Source organism: Klebsiella sp. CN_Kp097 (assembly GCF_040064495.1).
Classification (GTDB): domain Bacteria; phylum Pseudomonadota; class Gammaproteobacteria; order Enterobacterales; family Enterobacteriaceae; genus Klebsiella; species Klebsiella aerogenes.
In genome coordinates this window covers 25,436-42,016 of sequence record NZ_JBEAIL010000025.1, presented here as the reverse complement: position 1 = coordinate 42,016, position 16,581 = coordinate 25,436, and the positions used below count along the sequence as shown (strand labels likewise).

At 58.0% G+C, this 16,581-nt stretch carries 12 protein-coding genes; 6 read left to right on the top strand and 6 right to left on the bottom strand.

Annotated features, from left to right (window positions below; all coding sequences use genetic code 11):
• Window positions 1-120 precede the first annotated feature (120 nt).
• The 6 genes from fhuB to hrpB form a co-directional block, all read right to left on the bottom strand.
• Complete coding sequence (fhuB, locus tag ABLV07_RS20145) at window positions 121-2,103, bottom strand: Fe(3+)-hydroxamate ABC transporter permease FhuB (protein ID WP_045411611.1); 1,983 nt, start codon at window positions 2,101-2,103, stop codon at window positions 121-123.
• Window positions 2,100-2,990, bottom strand: coding sequence for a Fe(3+)-hydroxamate ABC transporter substrate-binding protein FhuD (gene fhuD / locus ABLV07_RS20140; protein ID WP_020079586.1), 891 nt, complete (start codon window positions 2,988-2,990; stop codon window positions 2,100-2,102). Before fhuD ends, fhuB begins: the two co-directional genes overlap by 4 nt.
• Window positions 2,990-3,787 carry a Fe3+-hydroxamate ABC transporter ATP-binding protein FhuC gene (gene fhuC / locus ABLV07_RS20135; protein ID WP_020079587.1) on the bottom strand — a complete coding sequence of 266 codons (798 nt, stop codon included), beginning with the start codon at window positions 3,785-3,787 and terminating at the stop codon, window positions 2,990-2,992. Before fhuC ends, fhuD begins: the two co-directional genes overlap by 1 nt.
• Before the next feature lie 45 nt (window positions 3,788-3,832).
• Entirely contained in the window at window positions 3,833-6,058 is a 2,226-nt protein-coding gene (gene fhuA / locus ABLV07_RS20130) for a ferrichrome porin FhuA (RefSeq protein WP_015368188.1), read from the bottom strand.
• A 242-nt stretch (window positions 6,059-6,300) separates the two neighbouring features.
• Window positions 6,301-8,853: a bifunctional glycosyl transferase/transpeptidase gene (gene mrcB / locus ABLV07_RS20125; protein ID WP_015368189.1), complete on the bottom strand. Its 2,553-nt coding sequence runs from the start codon at window positions 8,851-8,853 to the stop codon at window positions 6,301-6,303.
• A 370-nt stretch (window positions 8,854-9,223) separates the two neighbouring features.
• Entirely contained in the window at window positions 9,224-11,653 is a 2,430-nt protein-coding gene (hrpB, locus tag ABLV07_RS20120; RefSeq protein WP_126027681.1) for an ATP-dependent helicase HrpB, read from the bottom strand.
• 72 nt (window positions 11,654-11,725) lie between these two features.
• Between hrpB and thpR the strand changes: the two genes are divergently transcribed.
• From thpR to folK, 6 genes are all read left to right on the top strand, one after another.
• Window positions 11,726-12,262: an RNA 2',3'-cyclic phosphodiesterase gene (gene thpR, locus ABLV07_RS20115; RefSeq protein ID WP_015368193.1), complete on the top strand. Its 537-nt coding sequence runs from the start codon at window positions 11,726-11,728 to the stop codon at window positions 12,260-12,262.
• Window positions 12,262-12,978, top strand: coding sequence for a DNA/RNA nuclease SfsA (gene sfsA, locus ABLV07_RS20110; protein ID WP_032713377.1), 717 nt, complete (start codon window positions 12,262-12,264; stop codon window positions 12,976-12,978). Before thpR ends, sfsA begins: the two co-directional genes overlap by 1 nt.
• A 163-nt stretch (window positions 12,979-13,141) precedes the next feature.
• Window positions 13,142-13,597, top strand: coding sequence for an RNA polymerase-binding protein DksA (gene dksA, locus ABLV07_RS20105; protein ID WP_007373199.1), 456 nt, complete (start codon window positions 13,142-13,144; stop codon window positions 13,595-13,597).
• A 60-nt stretch (window positions 13,598-13,657) separates the two neighbouring features.
• Window positions 13,658-14,539, top strand: a complete 882-nt coding sequence (gluQRS, locus tag ABLV07_RS20100) for a tRNA glutamyl-Q(34) synthetase GluQRS (RefSeq protein WP_015368195.1) — start codon at window positions 13,658-13,660, stop codon at window positions 14,537-14,539.
• Window positions 14,540-14,658: 119 nt separating this feature from the next.
• On the top strand, window positions 14,659-16,056 hold the full coding sequence (gene pcnB, locus ABLV07_RS20095) for a polynucleotide adenylyltransferase PcnB (RefSeq protein WP_026612395.1): 1,398 nt from the start codon (window positions 14,659-14,661) through the stop codon (window positions 16,054-16,056).
• Complete coding sequence (gene folK / locus ABLV07_RS20090; RefSeq protein WP_020079591.1) at window positions 16,053-16,532, top strand: 2-amino-4-hydroxy-6-hydroxymethyldihydropteridine diphosphokinase; 480 nt, start codon at window positions 16,053-16,055, stop codon at window positions 16,530-16,532. Before pcnB ends, folK begins: the two co-directional genes overlap by 4 nt.
• Window positions 16,533-16,581: the final 49 nt, after the last annotated feature.

The following is a 16,581-nucleotide window of genomic DNA, read 5'->3' as shown; positions in this document are numbered from 1 at the left end:
GGTGGCGCAGGGATTTTCCCGGAGGCGGTGCATTGCGCCTTATCCGGGCTACCAAATTGCACAGCGCTGTAGCCCCGGTAAGCACTAGCGCCACCGGGGATGTTTTGGCCATCGGGATCGTTAGCGGCTCTGCTTTCTTAATAAATAGATAAAATACGGCGCGCCGATAAACGTCGATAACAGCCCTGCCGGGATTTGGTAGGGGAACATTATCATTCGCCCGCACCAGTCGGCGAACACCAGCAGCATCCCGCCAATCAGCCCGGAAATGACCATATGCGGCATCGTCCGGCGAAAGCCCATCATCCTCGCAATGTGCGGCGCCATCAGGCCAACAAAACTTAACGGCCCAATGGTTAGCGTCGCCGTTGCCGTCAGGCTCGCCGCCAGCAGCAGCAACCCAATACGCGATGGCGTCAATGCCATCCCTACCGCTCGCGCCGCCTCGCCGCCGAGCGGCAGGATGGTCAGCCAGCGGCGACAGAGCGGCGCCAGCGCCAATAGCGCCAGCATTACCACGCCGCTACGCAGCACCATCTCAGGTGTCGCGCTATAGGTCGAACCGGACATCCACGTCAGGATCTGCGCCATTCGCGGATCGCCGCTGGCCTGTAGCATCATCAATAGCATGGTGAAGGCGGTACTTAGCGCCATCCCCGCCAGCAGCATCCGGTGCGGCGAGAATCCGCCGCGCCCGGCGGCGACCAGGATGACCAGCAGCGTCGCCGCCGCGCCAAGACTGCCGGCTGGCAGCAGCCAGACAAAAGCGTTGCCCGGCACGAAGAACAGCATCAACACCACGCCGAACGCCGCGCCAGAGCTGATACCCAGCACTTCCGGGCTGGCCATCGGGTTACCGGTCAGGCGTTGAATGATACACCCCGCGACGGCCAGCATCACCCCGGCAAACAGCGCCGAGAATACCCGCGGCCAGCGCCAGGGCATCAATTGCTCCAGCAGATCGCCGCTGGCCCATTGCCACCCCTGCGCATCGCGGCCAAAGGTCAGCGCGGCGGTTACCGCCAACAACATCAGCGCCAGTCCGCCCAGCGCGAACCACTGCACGTTGCGGCGTTCAATCAGCGCTTTATCGCCGCCATTCATCACCGGCGCGCTGATGCTACGCAGCCGCGGCAGCAGCCACAGTAATAAAGGCGCGCCAATCAGCGCGGTGACTGACCCGGTAGACACTTCTCGCCATATCCGGCTGAGCCAGAGAATAATTTGGTCGGAAAGCCACAGGATCAGCGCGCCAAGAAGCGCCGCCAGCACCAGCCGCGATAGCAGGCGGCGGGCGCCGAGCATTTTCGCCAGTAGCGGCGCGAACAGACCGATAAAGCCGATAATACCGACCGCGTTGACCAGCAGCGCGCTTATTACTATCGCCAGGGTCAAGACGCCAAGGCGCGCCAGAGAGAGCGCCAGCCCGAGATTCCGCGCCACGCCATCATCCAGCCCCATCAACGTTAACGGGCGTAACAACAGCAGCGTCAACATCGCGCCGCCAAGCAGCTGCGGCCACAGGCGCTGCGCCACGCTCCAGTCGGTCTGCGTCAGCGTACCGGTACTCCACAGGAACATACTTTGCAGCTGGTCGTGATGGAAAATCACCATCAGCTGATTGACCGCGCCGCAATAGAGACTCACCACCAGACCGGCCAGAATCAGCGTCACCGGCGATAGACGTTTGCCCCACGAGACGCCGAACACCAGCGCGCCGACCAGGCAAGCGCCAGCCAGCGCGGCAAACTGCGACGCCAGCACACCGGGGATCGCCCATAGCGTCGTCACCGTCATTCCGAGCTGCGCGCCGGTGGCGACGCCGAGCGTGGTCGGCTCCGCCAGCGGGTTACGCAGTACCTGCTGGAACAGTACGCCAACGAGCCCCAGTCCGGCGCCGACCAGCAGCGATACAGCCAGCCTCGGCAGCAGGCTGTAATGGAACAGCATCTGGGCGATATTATCGCTATCCGGCTGCCACAGCGCCTGACGCCACTGCGCGTAAGGTAAAGCCACCTGAAGGTTAACGATGCTCAGCGCGAAAGCGGCAACCAGCAGTACGGCCAGCAGGATCATAGCTAACGGCGAGAAACGTGCGTTCATACTGCCCTCCCCTGCGTATCAGCCAGTACGCGAGCGAAATGCATCGCCGACAGCGTCGCGCCATAGAACCACACCGCCGGAAGACGCTGGAAACGCCCCGCACGCACGAAAGGCATCGCCTGCCACAGCGGGGTCGCCATCAGTTGGGCCATCTCCCGATCGTTACCATGATCGAAACAGATGACATCGGCTTCTTTAAATTCCGCCAGCCGATCGATGCCTACGGTGATACTGCCCCAGAATGCCGCTTCGCCGTGCCAGGCGTTTTTGATGCCAAAGCGATCGAGCACTTCCTGGAACAGGCAGTTCTCACCGAATACCAGTACATGGCGAGCATCAAGTAGCGAAATCATCAGCAGCGGACGATCGTCACGGTCGACAAATCGTGGACGCAGGCTTTCCATCAACGCGTCGAACTCCGCCAGATGGCGCTTCGCCTGCTGTTGCTTACCCAGCAGGTCGGCCATTTCCTGCAGCGAACGCTGGGCCATCGCCAGCGGCCGTTTGCCGTCGCTGAAGGTGAAACCGCGACCGGGCGCGATACGCGCCAGCTTTTCCGGCGACGGGCCATAGCCTGCTGACCAGACGATAAACGACGGTTTCATCTGTGTCAGCAACTCAAGATTGGGTTCAGTGCGCAGGCCGACATCTATCACCGAGGCGGGCAACGCCGGTTCATTCACCCACAGGTTATAGTTGGGAATGTCGGCCACGCCGTAGGGCGTAACGCCGAGCGCCAGCAGCAGTTCGGCCGGCAGCCACTCCAGCGCGACGACGCGCTGCGGATCAACGTTCGCCGCCTGCGCGCCGCGCATCTGCCACAGCAGCGGCGACAGCGCCATTGCCGTCAACAGGCGTCGACGTGAGAAGAAGTTCGAATTTTCCATTAATAGACAAAACTTACCGGCGCTGCGCCCGCCGGATGCGGCAGGATCCCCATCGGGATGCCGTAGATTTGCTCCAGCGTTTCGCTGCGCATCAGTTCCGCCGGCGTCCCCTGGGCGATCATTTCGCCGCCGCGCAGCGCCACCAGATAATCGCAATAGCGGGCGGCCATATTAATATCGTGCAGGACCGCGATCACCGTCAGGCCACGCTGCTGGCTGAGACGATGCACCAGCGCCAGCACATCGACCTGATGGGCGATATCCAGCGCCGACGTCGGTTCATCGAGCAGCAAACAGCGGCTATCCTGCGCCACCAGCATGGCGATCCACGCGCGCTGGCGTTCGCCGCCGGAAAGACTGTCCACCAGCCGATGCGCCAGCGGTTTCAACCCCACCAGCGCAATGGCCTCTTCTACTTTTTCGCGATCCGCCGCGCCGAAGCGCCCCAGCGCGCCGTGCCACGGATAGCGACCAATCGCCACCAGTTCGCGCACCGTCATCCCTTCCGCCGCCGGCAGTTGCTGCGGCAGATAGGCCACTTTGCGGGCAAACGCCTTACTGCTCCAGCTGTCCAGCGGCTGGCCGTCAAGCAGCACATCGCCCTCGGAAGGCGGCTGATGGCGGCCAAGCATTTTCAGTAACGTGGATTTGCCGGAACCGTTATGGCCTATCAGGCCAGTGACTTTTCCTGCCGGGAAGGTCAACGAAAGGGGATGAAGCAGCGTGCGGCCAGGCACGCGAAAGGTCACGCGATTTAACGCAAACGTCGTTTCAGAGTGCGGAGTCTGTTCCTGCATAGCAACAACCTGATATTGGGCGCGGCGAACCGCGCCCGTGAGTAGTTAGAAGCGGAAGGTTGCGGTAGCAACAACCTGACGTTCTGCGCCCCAGAAACAACCATATGTTTCAAAGCAGCTGGCAACATATTCACGATCGAGCAAATTATTAACGTTCACCGCGATATTTGAACCAGCCATACCAAAGCGCGCCAGATCATATTTGACAACAGCATCCATCACCGCAGCACTTCCTACCTTAAAGGTATTTGCTGGATCTCCATAACTGGAGCCGATAAAACGACCACCAGTACCAAGGGTTAAGCCAGACAAGGGCCCATCGTAGAAGGTGTAATCCCCCCACAACGAAGCCATGTGTTTAGGTACTTGAACAACCGTATTTCCTTTCAGATTAGTATCTTTGGTATAGATAGCATCCGTGTAGGTATATGAAGCGGTCATATTGATATTGGCATTCAAAGCCGCTTTCGCCTCTAGCTCAACACCCCGAGAACGAATTTCACCTGCCGGAACCTGATTAAGTGCATTGTTAGGATCCGCCATCAATGTATCTGACTTAGTTAGCTGGTAAACGGCACCAGTAACAACAACGGGCATATCTTTCGGCACATATTTCACCCCCGCTTCATACTGCTCACCTTTAGAAGGCTCATAGGCAACACGTGGAGTACTATACAAGCTAAAAGCATTCGGTTCGAAGGACTGGCTGTAACTAACGTACGGAGATATTCCGTTATCAAACAGATAGTTGATTCCCCCACGCCAGGTAAATTGGTGGTCATTACGCTCAATATAACCATTGTCACTACGTACGGTGGTCGCTTGTTTAGACCAATCGTAGCGCCCGCCCAACGTCAAAACCCATTTATTCCACTCGGCTTGGTCCTGAAGATAAATCCCTGTCTGCTTACTTTCATTCATTTGATAAGGAACAGCATCACCAAAATCAACGCTGCTCATAGACGGTAAATTATTAAGATCAAGTGACGGTGCATTACCAAACAGGGCACTAATATCGTTACGCATACGCATATAGTCGACACCAGTCAGCAAAATATGATCGACGTTCCCTGTTGAAAAATTGCTTTGCAGCTGGGTATCAACACTAAAATTCTGTAAACGCTCGTTATCAACGACTGTACCTCGTCCTAAATAATGAGCCTGCTGCTCTGGAGTCAGTGATTGGCAATAGGAGTTGAAGGCATTCATACTGTTGTTGCACAGCCCGGTACCATAGGCGCTTTTCTGCGCAACCTTCATTTCAGAGAAACGTAAATTCTGGCGTACTGTGAAGGTATCGTTAAAACCATGCTCGAAACTATAACCCACCATCTTTTGATTACGTGAATAGGTATTATTAGTCGCGCCTTCGTTAAAGCTGGTTGGTAGATGGCCGCCATTAGGGAGTGGCTGAACAGTACCTTCTTTCGGCAACCAACCGTAATAACCCGTTTCCGGCTCATTTTGGAAATAGGATAAGAAAGTAAAGTTCGTCTTATCGTCAGGACGCCATGAAAAAGAAGGCGCTATCGCATAGCGCTGCTGCTCCGCATTCTGTTGCTGTTCATTATTAGAGCGAGCAACCCCCGTCAAACGGTACGAAAACACACCATCCTCATCCAGTGCGTCACTAAAATCAAAACCTGTCTGGAACAGGTTATCTGTTCCCATCTTAAACTGAACTTCTTTTAGTGGCTCAGTCGTAGGCCGTTTACTAACCATACTGACAATGCCACCGGGATTACTTTTCCCATAAAGTACCGATGTTGGCCCGCGCATTACCTCAACGCGCTCCAGCATGTACGGATCAACGACAGCATCGTTGTAAAAATCGCCTTGTAACTTCAACCCGTCTAGATAGTTATTCTGGTTCAAGCCTACTGACGAGAACCCCCGGATGATAACAAAATCATAAGTGTTCGATGCACCCCGGCTGCTAACCGTCACCCCAGGCGTATATCCAAGTGCTTCCTTAACGGATTGGAATTGATGCATTTGCATCTCTTCATTTGTCACCACGGAGATAGATTGCGGCGTTTTTTCAATGGGAGTATCGGTTTTGGTCGCCGTGGCGGAACGCTTCGCCGCGATAGTCGGGGCCGGCCCCCAGGCGCTTTCCTGGCTGGCGGGCGCCGCGGTAACGACGAGGGTTTCTTCTTTCGGTTGTTCCGCAGCCTGTGCATAAACAGACATGCCGCTAACCGCCGTGGCTACTACGACTGCGATTTTACGCAGCGAGTGATTTGGCTGAGCAGTTTTAAGACGCGCCATTGGTATATCTCTGATGAAAGTGAATGATAACGTAAACGAGAATTATTATTATGACGGGTGACATAATAGGCGAAACGCGGAATCTAAGGCAAGCGCTATGCCGGGCAGGAAGCGCCAAGGGATTAATAAATAACCAGACGGTTATTAAGGAGTTATCACGGTGTTACGCAGATGCCTGCAATAAAAAAGCCCCCTAATACCTTCGTATTAAGGGGCTGTTCAGACGTTCGGCTTAAACGGTTTTAGTTGCCGCCAAACATATCTTTAATCCAACCGGCAACGCCATCGCTCTTCTCCTGCTTCGCAGGTTGCTGCTGTTGCTGCTGCGGTTGGTTAGCAGGCTGCTGCTGCCCGGACTGGTTGAACGGGTTATTGGCTTCCTGTTGTTGCTGCTGCTGTTGCTGCAGGGCTTCGCCCTGACGGCACAGCGCATCCGGCGAGGTGGTCCACACCGGCAGCGTACGCATACCGCCGCTGCACTGGAAGTAACCATTGCTGTCCACGCCCATATCCACCACGTCTTCCGGCGGCGTCAGCGCCAGCGGCGTCGGGGTCTGGTTAGCCAGGTAGCGCTGATAAATCGACATCGCGCCGCTGGCCCCGTACAGCTTGGTCGGCTGGTTGTTATCGCGGCCAACCCAGGTAATCGTCACCTGGCTGCCATCGATACCGGCAAACCAGGTATCCACGTTGTTGTTGGTGGTCCCGGTTTTACCCGCCAGATGCAGGCCAGGATATTTGGCGCCAAGCTGACGGCCGGTACCGCGCTGCACCACCTGCTGCATGGTCCACAGGGTCATATAGGCCGCCTGCGCCGGAACGGCGCGTTCCGCCTGCGGGTAGCTCTGGTACAGCACCGTACCATCTTCAGCAATCACGGAACGCAGCGCCGACAGCGTCGCGCGGTTACCGCCGCTGGCGATGGTCTGGAATGCCTGCGCCACTTCGATTGGCGTCAGGTTAAGGGCGCCGAGGATCATCGCTGGAACCGCATTCAACTGGTCTTTCGGCACGCCCAGCTTCTGCCAGGTATCGGTGATCGCCGGCAGCCCCAGCGACATCCCGAGGTTAACCGTCGGCACGTTCATCGAACGGGTCAGGGCATCCACCAGCATCACCTGACCGCTAAAGCGGCGATCGTCGTTCTGCGGCGACCAGGTCTGGCCGTTCGACAAGCGAATCGTCACCGGCGCATCGGCAATCCACGTATTCAGGCGATACTGGTTCGGCTGGCTCAGCGCGGTCAGATAAGTGGCCGGTTTTGCCAACGAACCAATCGAACGACGCGCCTGCATCGCGCGGTTGTAGCCGGCAAATTGCGGCTCCGCGCCGCCGACCATCGCCCGGACTTCACCGGTAAAGCGATCGACCACCACCATGGCGGTTTCCAGATCCGGCAGCTTACGCTGTTTCTTCAGCACCGGGATCCCTTCAATGGCCGCTTTTTCCGCCGCATCCTGAGCCACCGGGTCAAAGGTGGTAAAGATCTTCACGCCGGAGAGATCTTTCACTTTATCGCCCAGTTTCGCCTGCAGTTCCTGGCGCACCATCTGCATGAACGCCGGCTGCGGTGAAATCACTCCGCCGCGCGGCTGCACGCCCAGCGGACGCGCGCTCAGCATATCGTACAGCTCCTGGTCGATAATATTCTGCTGCTGCAGCAGACGCAGCACCAGGTTACGCCGCTCCAGCGCCAGTTTCGGGTTACGCCACGGGTTATAGATTGACGCCCCTTTGACCATCCCGACCAGCAGCGCCTGCTGATCGAGGCTCAGCTCTTCTACCGGACGGCCAAAGTAGTACAGGCTCGCCAGCGGGAAGCCGCGGATTTCATTATCGCCGCTCTGACCGAGGTACACCTCGTTCATATACAGCTCAAGGATACGATCCTTGCTGTAACGGGCGTCAACAATCAGCGCCATATAGGCTTCGTTGGCCTTACGCCAGTAGGAACGCTCGCTGGACAGGAACAGGTTCTTCACCAGCTGCTGGGTCAGGGTACTCGCCCCCTGCACCGTACGCCCCGCCGTCAGGTTCGCCAGCACCGCGCGGCCCATTGAGTACAGGCTGATGCCGTCATGCTCATAGAAGTGGCGGTCTTCGGTCGCCAGCAGGGTATCCACCAGCAGATCCGGGAAACCGCTGCGCTTCACGAACAGGCGCTGCTCGCCGTTCGCCGACTGCAGCATGGTGATCAGGCGCGGGTCGAGACGGAAGAAACCGAACTGACGGTTGTTATCCATATTCTCGATGGTATCCAGATGATCGCCATCGAAGGTCAGACGCGCGCGCACCTGCCCCTCTTTGCTATCCGGGAAATCGAACGGACGGCGGATCATTTCGATGCTGTTAGCCTGTACGGTGTATTCGCCAGGACGCGTCATTGCGCTGACCTGACGGTACTGGGTCGCATTAAGCAGGCGCACCATCTCGTTTTTGCTGATCTGCATATCCGGCTCAAGGTTGACCATCCGGCCATACACTGCCGCCGGCAGTTCCCAGACTTTACCGTCAATACGGCTGCGAATTTTCTGGTCGAGGTAGACGCCATAGGCGGCAATAATTACCGCAAAGACAATCCCCAGCTTAACCAGCAGCCACAGCCAGCTGCGCTTACGACGAGGCTTATTGCCTTTGCCCTTTCCTTTCTTCGGCATTGGTCGTTCATCCTCATAATCGTCATCGTAATCATCGTCGTAGTCCTCTTCCCGGACCCGGCGACGGGTGACTTTTTGTTTTGCCGGGCGTGAAGGTCTCCCTTTACGTCCGATAGGCTCGCGGTCATCTCCCGCCATGCTTTTTCTCCGCAACTTTCAGGCGTAAAGGCCTGATTCTCAATACTTCCCCCTGCAGGAGGAAGAAGATATCTCTCAATTTCACACCCGCCGCACTGCCGCGGCCGACGTCTTTCATATCATCTTCGAAGAATAATTCATTAAACAAATCATATAATTATCTGTTTAAGCTGAAGAATATCTCCGGACATAGCACGAATTGTCCAGGCCACAGAGAATAGCACTAATCCGCGCCATTCTTAACCAGCATTTTACAACCGTAAAACGCGATAAACGGTAAAATATGATGTTTTTTAATAACATAAATATTGCGCCGCGTGACTGCGGCCAGCGATTTTCAGAACCACGCCCACAGCAAGGGCGCGGCGCCTCAGGAGTATTTTTTCGTCCGCCGGGTCGGCGCGGTATTCGCCGGGTCATCCGGCCAGACATGTTTCGGATAGCGCCCTTTCATCTCTTTTTGCACCTCGCGGTACGCCCCCTGCCAGAAGGCGCTCAAATCCCGGGTAATTTGTAATGGTCGCTGCGCCGGCGAGAGTAACTCCAGCACCAGAGGAACCCGCCCTTCGGCAATGCGCGGCGTCATCGCCTCGCCAAACATCTCCTGCATCCGTACCGCCAGCGCCGGCGGGTTATCTTCATGATAGCGAATAGCGATACGGCTGCCGGTCGGCACCGTGTAATGGGTCGGCAGCTCGCTATCCAGCTTCTGGCGTAACGTCCACGGCAGCCAGTTTTGCAGCGCCTGCCGCAGGTCTACCGCCTTGAGCGACCGAAGCGAATGCACCCCGGTCATCTGCGGCAACAGCCACGCCTCCAGCGAAGCTAACAGCGATGCGTCATCAACGGCGGGCCAGTCCGCTTCCGGCAGCCACTGCGCGGCGCAGTGCAGCCGCAGGCGCAGTTGTTCAGCCTCCGGCGTCCAGTTCAATACCCCGAGCCCCTTATCGCGAATACCGTTGAGCATTGCCTGATGCAGCTCCGCTTCCGACGGTTTCGCCAACGGCTGAGTTTTTATCACCAGCTGGCCAATGCAGCTACGCCGCCAGGCTTTTAGCGTCCCCTGCGCTTCATCCCACTCCACGGTATCGGAGCGTTGTATCAGCTCAGGACGCTGCGCCACCAGTTGATCAATATCCAGCGGCAGCGCCAGCAAAATTCGCGCATCGGGTGCCGAACTGCCCTGTAGTAGCAGCGGCGCAATTAGCCATTCGTGACGCCCGAGCGCGTCATCGGCATCCAGCATCGCCCCCATGCCGTTAGCCAACTGATAGCGCCCTTCCTGGCCGCGTCGACGGGCAATCCGGTCGGCAAACGCTGGGGCCAGCAACGCCGCCATCCGCTCAGCATCAGGCTGACCGCCGCGGCTGGCCAGTCGCTTCAATAACTGCTGCGTCCGCTGCTGCCAGTTGCCCTGCTGGCGCGCAAACGCGGCGCCTAAATCGCTGCTGCCGCCGCGCGGCGGCTCCTCAAGAATAGCGGCGAGTTTCGCCGCCGTCGCCGCGTCATCCGCGGAATCGGCCGCTGTCAGCATGGCCGCCAGACGAGGGTCGTTACCCAGCGTCGCCATTTTGCGCCCGTGAGCCGAAAGGCGTTCGCCCTCCAACGCCGATAACGCCGTCAACAGACGCCGCGCCGCCGCCAGATTGATCGCCGGCGGTAGATCCAGCCAGCGAAGCTCGGCCGGATCGCGGCAGCCCCACTGCAGCAACTCCAGCAGCAGCCCCGACAGATCGCTTTGCAGAATTTCCGGCTCGCTCTGCGCCGCCGCGCGCTCCGCCTGCTCTTTCGCCAGCAGATGCAGGCAGATCCCCGGCTCCAGACGCCCGGCTCGACCGGCGCGCTGGGTCATTGACGCCTGGCTTATCCGCTGGGTGATTAGCCGGGTCAGGCCGGTGCGCGGATCGAAGCGCGCGACCCGTTCCTGAGCGCTGTCGACCACCAGGCGAATGCCTTCGATCGTCAAACTGGTTTCAGCGATATTAGTCGCCAGCACCACTTTGCGCATCCCGGCAGGCGCCGGGAGAATCGCTTTGCGCTGTTCGCTCAGCGGCAGCGCACCGTATAACGGACATAACAGCACATCGCTGGCTACACGCTCGCTCAATTGTTCCTGTACGCGCTGAATTTCGCCAACGCCGGGCAGGAATAACAGCATCGAGCCCTGCTCCTCACGCAGCAGATCCGCGGCGGCGATCGCTACCGCTTCGGCAAAACGCTGATGGCTCGCCAGCGGCGCAAAGCGACGTTCAACCGGGAACGCGCGCCCTTCGGAAACCACCACCGGCGCCTCCGGCAACAGACGCTGCAGACGATCGTTATCCAACGTCGCCGACATGATCAGCAACTTGAGATCGTCACGCAGCCCCTGCTGGACGTCCAGCAACAACGCCAGCGCCAAATCAGCCTGCAGGCTACGTTCATGAAATTCATCGAGGATCACTAGCCCCACGCCGGAAAGTTCCGGATCGTGCTGCAAAGTGCGGGTTAAGATCCCTTCGGTGACCACTTCCAGGCGGGTATTTGGCCCTACGCAGCTTTCAGCGCGCATCCGGTAGCCTATCGTTTCTCCCGGTTTTTCTCCCAGTAGCTCCGCCAGACGCTGAGCGACGTTACGTGCCGCCAGCCGCCGCGGCTCCAGCAGTATAATCCGGCCATCAATGTTGCCGTCGGCGAGGATCTGTAACGGCAGCCAGGTGGATTTACCCGCGCCGGTAGGCGCATTAAGCAACACCTGCGGCGCCTGCTGCAGGGCGGAAAGAAGTTCGGGAAGAATTGCGGCAACCGGCAATGAGGACACGAAGGGCTCCGGAGGTTAACATTCGAGGGCAAGCATTGTAGCATCCCCGTAGTTCATTACCGAGTCTCTATCATGTCCGAGCCGAAACGGCTGTTTTTCGCTCTTGAACTGCCGAAAGCGATACAGAAACAGATTATTCATTGGCGCGCCGCCCATTTTGCCGACGATGCCGGAAGGCCGGTCGCCGCCGATAACCTGCATCTGACGCTGGCGTTTCTCGGCGACGTCAGCGCTGAAAAACAGCGCGCGCTGTCGGCGATGGCCGGACGCATTCAGCAACCGCCCTTTACCCTGACGCTCGACGACGCCGGCCAGTGGCTGCGTTCGCGCGTAGTCTGGCTCGGTACCCGCCAGCCGCCGCGCGGCATGCTGCAACTGGCAAATATGTTGCGCGCCCAGGCGGCGCGGAGCGGCTGCTATCAAAGCCCGCAGCCGTTTCATCCGCATATCACCCTCCTGCGCGACGCCCGCCACGCGGTGCCGATCCCGCCGCCGGGTTTTTGCTGGCAGGTGCCGGTCAACGAATTCGTGCTTTATGAGTCCAGCTTTATCCGCGGGCGCACCCGCTACAACGCGCTGGAACGTTATCCATTTACCAGGGAACTCTGATGCTGTTCACTCCGCCTTTGCAGTCCGCCACTTTGCTTAAACGTTACAAACGGTTTCTGGCCGATGTCATCACGCCGGAGGGCCAGGCGCTGACGCTGCACTGCCCGAATACCGGCGCCATGACCGGCTGCGCCGCGCCGGGAGATACCGTCTGGTATTCCACTTCCGATAATCCTAAACGTAAATATGCGCATACCTGGGAATTAACTGAAACCCGGCAGGGGGCCGTCATATGCGTTAACACCTTGCGGGCAAATACCCTGGCGAAGGAAGCGGTACTCGCCGGAAATATCCCTGAGCTTGCCGGGTATAACATTCTGAAAAGCGAAGTAAAATATGGTGAAGAAAATAGCCGAATCGACCTTATGTTACAGGCAGAAGACCGCCGTAACTGCTATATTGAAGTGAAATCGGTTACGTTGGCGGAAAAAGAGTACGGTTATTTTCCCGATGCCGTTACCGCACGCGGTCAGAAGCACCTGCGGGAACTCATGAGCGTCGCTGCCGCGGGCCATCGGGCCGTGATTTTATTCGCCGTGCTGCATTCGGCGATAGACCGTTTCTCACCCGCGCATCATATTGATGCCAAATACGCACAGCTGTTGATAGAGGCGCAGGAAAAGGGGGTAGAAATTCTCGCCTGGAAAGCGGAACTTTCTACCAAAATGATGACTCTGAATAAGCCGATCGCCGTGGCGTTAACCCCCGGTAATTAAAAGGCTAAATTGTGTCCGGTTCGCGAGCGCAAATACGCTTTTCTTCACAGCGTTGTCAAGTGTAACGTTTAGATAATTGCTATCCGGAAAAGCATCTGCTATTTATAGCGGCCTGATTTTTCCCCCACATGGGGATCGATAGTGCGTGTTAAGGAGAAGCAACATGCAAGAAGGGCAAAACCGTAAAACATCGTCCCTGAGTATTCTCGCCATCGCTGGGGTGGAGCCGTACCAAGAGAAGCCGGGCGAAGAGTATATGAACGAAGCCCAGCTGGCGCACTTCAAGCGCATTCTTGAAGCATGGCGTAATCAACTCAGGGATGAAGTGGATCGCACCGTAACGCATATGCAGGATGAAGCTGCTAACTTCCCGGACCCGGTCGACCGTGCCGCGCAGGAAGAAGAGTTCAGCCTGGAGCTGCGTAACCGCGACCGCGAACGTAAACTCATCAAGAAGATTGAGAAAACACTGAAAAAAGTCGAAGACGAAGACTTCGGCTTCTGCGAATCCTGTGGCGTGGAGATTGGCATTCGCCGTCTGGAAGCGCGTCCAACAGCTGACCTGTGCATCGACTGCAAGACGCTGGCGGAAATTCGCGAAAAACAGATGGCGGGTTAATTCCCAGCTACCTCACTCTCTGGCGGGAGTTTCTCCCGCCTGATTCCCCTTGTGTTTAACATGACCGATTCAGACTATATAGGGCGCTTTGCTCCCTCACCTTCCGGCGAACTCCACTTCGGCTCATTAATCGCCGCCCTTGGCAGCTATCTACAGGCGCGGGCGAAAGGCGGTATCTGGCGCGTACGCATTGAAGATATCGACCCGCCGCGGGAAGTTCCCGGCGCCGCCGACACCATTTTGCGACAGCTCGATCGCTACGGTCTACACTGGGACGGCGAGGTACTGTGGCAGTCCCAGCGGCACGATGCCTATCGCGAGCGCCTCGCCTGGCTGCGCGATCGGGATCTCTGCTACTACTGCACCTGCACCCGCGCGCGCATTCACAGCGTCGGCGGGATCTACGACGGTCACTGTCGCGATTTGCGCCTTGGCGCCGAAAACGCCGCGCTGCGCCTGCGCCAGACCCGTCCGGTACTGGAATTTTATGACCAGTTGCGCGGGACCCTCGTCGCCGACGAACCGCTGGCGCGGGAAGATTTCATCATCCATCGTCGCGATGGGCTGTTCGCCTATAACCTGGCGGTAGTGGTTGACGACCATTTTCAGGGGGTCAGCGAAATCGTCCGCGGCGCCGATCTCATCGAGCCAACGGTACGACAAATTTCGCTGTATCAACACTTTGGCTGGCCTGTACCAGATTACGTACACCTGCCGCTGGCGCTGAATGCCGAAGGTAATAAGCTCTCAAAACAGAACCACGCCCCGGCCTTGCCGGAGGGCGATCCGCGCCCGGAAATTGTGCGGGCATTAACATTTTTGAATCAGGATGTCGTTGAGGATTGGCAAGCCCTGAGTATTGACGATTTACTCAAACAAGCGATAGCCAACTGGCAGCCAGCAAAAATCCAGCATTCTCAAATGGCTCCCGCTGAGCTATGATTAGCCGCTATTTTTGCTCGTCGCCCTTCAGGTTGCCCCTGAATTTGCCGTTTAAATGCAACCTGAAGCCCATAGAGTAATGTTTTATCCGAAGTTCGTCTGACACTACGAGGTGCACCATTTTTACCCGAGTCGCTAATTTTTGCCGCAAGGTGCTAAGCCGTGAAGAGCGCGAGGCAGAGGCTGCCGCCGTCGAACAAACGCATATGACGGTGATCCCGCGTGAACAGCATGCAATTTCCCGCAAAGATATCAGTGAAAACGCGCTCAAGGTGCTCTATCGACTGAACAAGGCGGGCTACGAAGCTTACCTGGTCGGCGGCGGCGTTCGCGACCTGCTGCTGGGCAAGAAACCAAAAGATTTTGACGTCACCACCAGCGCGACCCCGGACCAGGTACGTAAACTGTTCCGCAACTGCCGCCTGGTGGGCCGTCGCTTCCGCCTGGCGCACGTGATGTTCGGGCCGGAAATCATTGAGGTCGCCACCTTCCGCGGCCATCACGAAGGCCACACCAACGACCGCGTCACCTCCCAGCGCGGCCAGAACGGCATGCTGCTGCGCGATAACATCTTCGGCTCTATCGAAGAGGATGCCCAGCGCCGCGACTTCACCATCAATAGCCTTTATTACAGCGTGGCGGACTTCACCGTACGTGACTACGTTGGTGGAATGCGCGATCTGCAGGAAGGGGTGATACGCCTGATTGGCGACCCGGAAACCCGTTACCGTGAGGATCCGGTGCGCATGCTGCGCGCGGTTCGTTTCGCCGCCAAACTGCATATGCGTATCAGCGCCGAAAGCGCCGAGCCAATCCCACGTCTGGCTACCCTGCTGCACGACGTACCGCCGGCGCGTCTGTTTGAAGAAGTGCTGAAACTGCTGCAGGCGGGTTATGGTTATGAAACCTACCAGCTGCTGCGCGAATACAGCCTGTTCCAGCCGCTGTTCCCGACGATCACCCGCTACTTCACCGAGCGCGGCGATAGCCCGATGGAACGCATCATCATTCAGGTGCTGAAGAACACCGATAACCGCCTGCATAACGATATGCGCGTTAACCCGGCATTCCTGTTCGCGGTCATGTTCTGGTATCCGCTGCTGGAAATGGCGCAGAAAATCGCGCAGGAGAGCGGGCTGGCCTATTACGACGCCTTCGCGCTGGCAATGAATGACGTGCTGGATGAAGCCTGCCGGACGCTGGCGATCCCTAAACGCATCACCACCCTGGTGCGCGACATCTGGCAGTTGCAGCTTCGTATGTCCCGCCGTCAGGGCAAACGCGCGTGGAAACTCATGGAGCATCCGAAGTTCCGCGCCGCCTATGACCTGCTTGAACTGCGCGCAGGCGCCGAGAACAACCACGAACTGCAGCGCCTGGCCAAATGGTGGGGCGAGTTCCAGGTGGCCGCGCCGCCGGAACAGAAAGATATGCTCAACGACCTCGGCGACGATCCGGCTCCGCGCCGCCGCCATCGCCGCCCGCGTAAACGCGCGCCGCGTCAGGGTAACGCATGACCCTGGTCTATATCGCCATTGGCAGTAATCTCGCCTCGCCGCTCGAACAAGTGAATGCGGCTATCCGCGCGCTGGCCGACATTCCGGACAGCCGCGTGGTGAGCGTATCTTCACTGTACCGTACGCCACCGCTGGGGCCGCAGGATCAGCCTGACTATCTCAATGCCGCCGTCGCGCTTGAAACCTCGCTCGCGCCAGAAGCGCTGCTCGATCACACTCAGCGCATCGAACTGCAGCAGGGGCGGGTGCGCAAAGCCGAACGCTGGGGGCCGCGTACGCTGGACCTCGACATCATGCTGTTTGGCGACGCAATCATTAACAGCGAGCGCCTGACGGTGCCGCACTACGATATGAAAAATCGCGGTTTTATGCTCTGGCCACTGTTTGAAATCGCCCCGCAGCTCCACTTCCCCGATGGCCTCGCCCTTCGCGTCGCGCTGGAAAATCTGGGCGCCGAAAAGCCTGCCATCTGGTAACCCCTACTCCCTTTTTTAGCATTTACGGCGATAGTGGTAATCGGTTGCC

Coding starts and splice junctions, on each gene's coding strand:
- fhuB (WP_045411611.1), bottom strand. CDS start 2,103: ATGAACGCACGTTTCTCGCCGTTAGCTATGATCCTGCTGGCCGTACTG.
- fhuD (WP_020079586.1), bottom strand. CDS start 2,990: ATGGAAAATTCGAACTTCTTCTCACGTCGACGCCTGTTGACGGCAATG.
- fhuC (WP_020079587.1), bottom strand. CDS start 3,787: ATGCAGGAACAGACTCCGCACTCTGAAACGACGTTTGCGTTAAATCGC.
- fhuA (WP_015368188.1), bottom strand. CDS start 6,058: ATGGCGCGTCTTAAAACTGCTCAGCCAAATCACTCGCTGCGTAAAATC.
- mrcB (WP_015368189.1), bottom strand. CDS start 8,853: ATGGCGGGAGATGACCGCGAGCCTATCGGACGTAAAGGGAGACCTTCA.
- thpR (WP_015368193.1), top strand. CDS start 11,726: ATGTCCGAGCCGAAACGGCTGTTTTTCGCTCTTGAACTGCCGAAAGCG.
- sfsA (WP_032713377.1), top strand. CDS start 12,262: ATGCTGTTCACTCCGCCTTTGCAGTCCGCCACTTTGCTTAAACGTTAC.
- dksA (WP_007373199.1), top strand. CDS start 13,142: ATGCAAGAAGGGCAAAACCGTAAAACATCGTCCCTGAGTATTCTCGCC.
- gluQRS (WP_015368195.1), top strand. CDS start 13,658: ATGACCGATTCAGACTATATAGGGCGCTTTGCTCCCTCACCTTCCGGC.
- folK (WP_020079591.1), top strand. CDS start 16,053: ATGACCCTGGTCTATATCGCCATTGGCAGTAATCTCGCCTCGCCGCTC.